This is a genomic window from uncultured Subdoligranulum sp. (assembly GCF_937890665.1).
Window position 1 is genome coordinate 1 of record NZ_CALADU010000147.1, and the last position, 2,128, is coordinate 2,128.

2 protein-coding genes are annotated in these 2,128 nt (G+C 60.9%); both read right to left on the bottom strand.

Annotated elements, in window-relative coordinates; all coding sequences use genetic code 11:
- Positions 1 to 1,339 (bottom strand): CocE/NonD family hydrolase (locus Q0526_RS08565; protein ID WP_298732535.1); only part of this gene is annotated, 1,339 nt, incomplete at its 3' end.
- A 22-nt stretch (positions 1,340 to 1,361) separates the two neighbouring features.
- On the bottom strand, positions 1,362 to 2,128 hold a 767-nt coding region (locus Q0526_RS08570), incomplete at its 5' end, for a DUF819 family protein (RefSeq protein ID WP_298732537.1).

The window sequence follows — 2,128 nt, forward strand, 5'->3', positions numbered from 1 at the left end:
GGTGATGCTCGAACCAGCGGAAATACAGCCAGTCCAGATCAAAGCGCAGCGCCTGACTGCCGAAGGATACCCCGTGCATATCGTATTTGCTGTTGCCGCTATGCTGCCAGGGTCCCAGAATGACCTTGCGCATCCCCCGGGGAAAGTCGTGGACCAGTTCCAGAGCCTCCGTGGTGCCCATGCCGTTGTCATCGAACCAGCCGGACTGGATCAGCGCCGGAATCTGCGCCCCGGCGGAGCGCTCCTGCCAGTTGGACTGACGCCAGAAATCATTGTAATCGCTGGGTTCCAGCCACCGGGTGATGAAGGGTACATCGTACCCCAGAGCCTTTTTGGACAGGTCGGTCAGGGGGCGGATGTTCAGCACTTCCTCCCAGTCGTCCCGCTCCATCAGTTCGGGATGGAAGGTTTTCTGGGACACTGCAAAGGCCCAGGCCAGCATGCCCGAGGTGAAGGACCCGCCCCGGCGAGGCAGATCCACAAAGGAGCTGCCCGCGCAGACCACGCTGATCAGAGCTTTCAGGTGGGGGTTGCCGCTGGCGGCAGCCGCCCACTGTACATAGCCCAGATAGGACCCGCCCACCATGCCGATGCGTCCGCTGCACCAGGGCTGGGCGGCGATCCAGTTCAGGGTATCGTCGCCGTCTTCCACCTCGTGGTAGTTGGGCAGCCATTCGCCTTCGCTGGCGTTGCGGCCGCGTACATCCTGTACCACCACCGCATAGCCGCGCTGGACGTAGCGGTAGTAGACTTCACAGCCGTCCTCCTTGCCGTAAGGGGTTCGCACCAACACCGCGGGCACCGGAGCGCTGCAGCCTTTGGGCAGGTATACGTCGGTGGAAAGATGCACCCCGTCCCGCATGGGCACCGGGAAGGTCCCCGCGTGCTCTACCGGAAACAGTTGTTCCTCCGGCCAGGTCGAGCGCCAGAGGCGCAGGATGGTCTCCTCCTCGGCACCGGGTTCCACCAGCACCGTGACCATCTCTCGGGCAGGGCAGGTGACGGCGATCAGCCGCCCCTCTTTCATTTGTTTGTTGTTGGGGAATTTTACATCCCGCTGCAGGTAGTTGCAACCGTCCTCGCTGGTGTAACGCTCGCCACACAGCGAAACTTCCCCGGTGCCCTGCAGACTCGCCTCGTAGTGGGACAGGTTCTGCCCCAGAGCGGCAAAGTCCATCTTTACAAAGGAGCGGTAAAAGTCCCGGTCCTGATCGGTCAGGTCCTGCCAGTCCAGCAGCGCACCGGTGTGCACGTCCAGTTTCTGGATCTGAGGTGTACCGTCGCCCAGACGCAGCCTGCCGTACAGGATGCCCGAAACATATAAGTCAAAATTGCGCATTTCCGTTTCTCCCGTTTTCCGGTCAGGCGCCAATGAAGGCACGGATGGCATAGGCTACACCGATGCCCACATAGTTGCCCAGAGCACCGGCCAGTACGCCCATGAGCAGACCGATGTTGATGAGGGTCTTCCACTGGGCGCTGGAGGCGATGAGGGCGGCGGTGGGGCCGTCCGAGATGCAGCCCACGATGGACAGCAGCACATACTCAAAGCGGACTTTCAGCAGCCGGGTGATGAGCAGGTGCAGCAGGATGGAACAGACGATGACGCAGAAGCAGAACAGGGTGATGTAGAAGGTGGAGCCGAAGAACTGCTGCAGGTCCACCGCAAAGCCGATGGTTACCAGGAACAACAGTGCTACAAAGAGGCCCAGATCAAAGTTGCCGCGCAGCTTACGGATGGCGGGCACCTGTGCCAGAATGATGGAGAAGGTGGTGATGAGCAGGATGCGACCCGCACTGCGGAATCCTTCCCCGAACACCACCGAGGAGATGGAGGTGGCAGCCCACACGGTACCGAAACCGATGGCCAGCAACCAGGCGATTTCCTGAATGGACCATTCCTTAGAGGCCATCAGTTCTTCGTGGTCGCCGTCACCCAGCAGTTCCGATTCGCTCATATCATAGGGCCACAGCTTTTTCAGCCATTTGGAACTCTTGTACAAGGCGGGGGTAGCGAACATCAGGATCAGCGTGGGGATACCCACCACATAGTCGGCGGCGTTGGCCGAGGCAATGGTGGTCTTGCTGGCCTCCAGACCCACGGCGATGGCGGTCAGGTTGGAGCTGC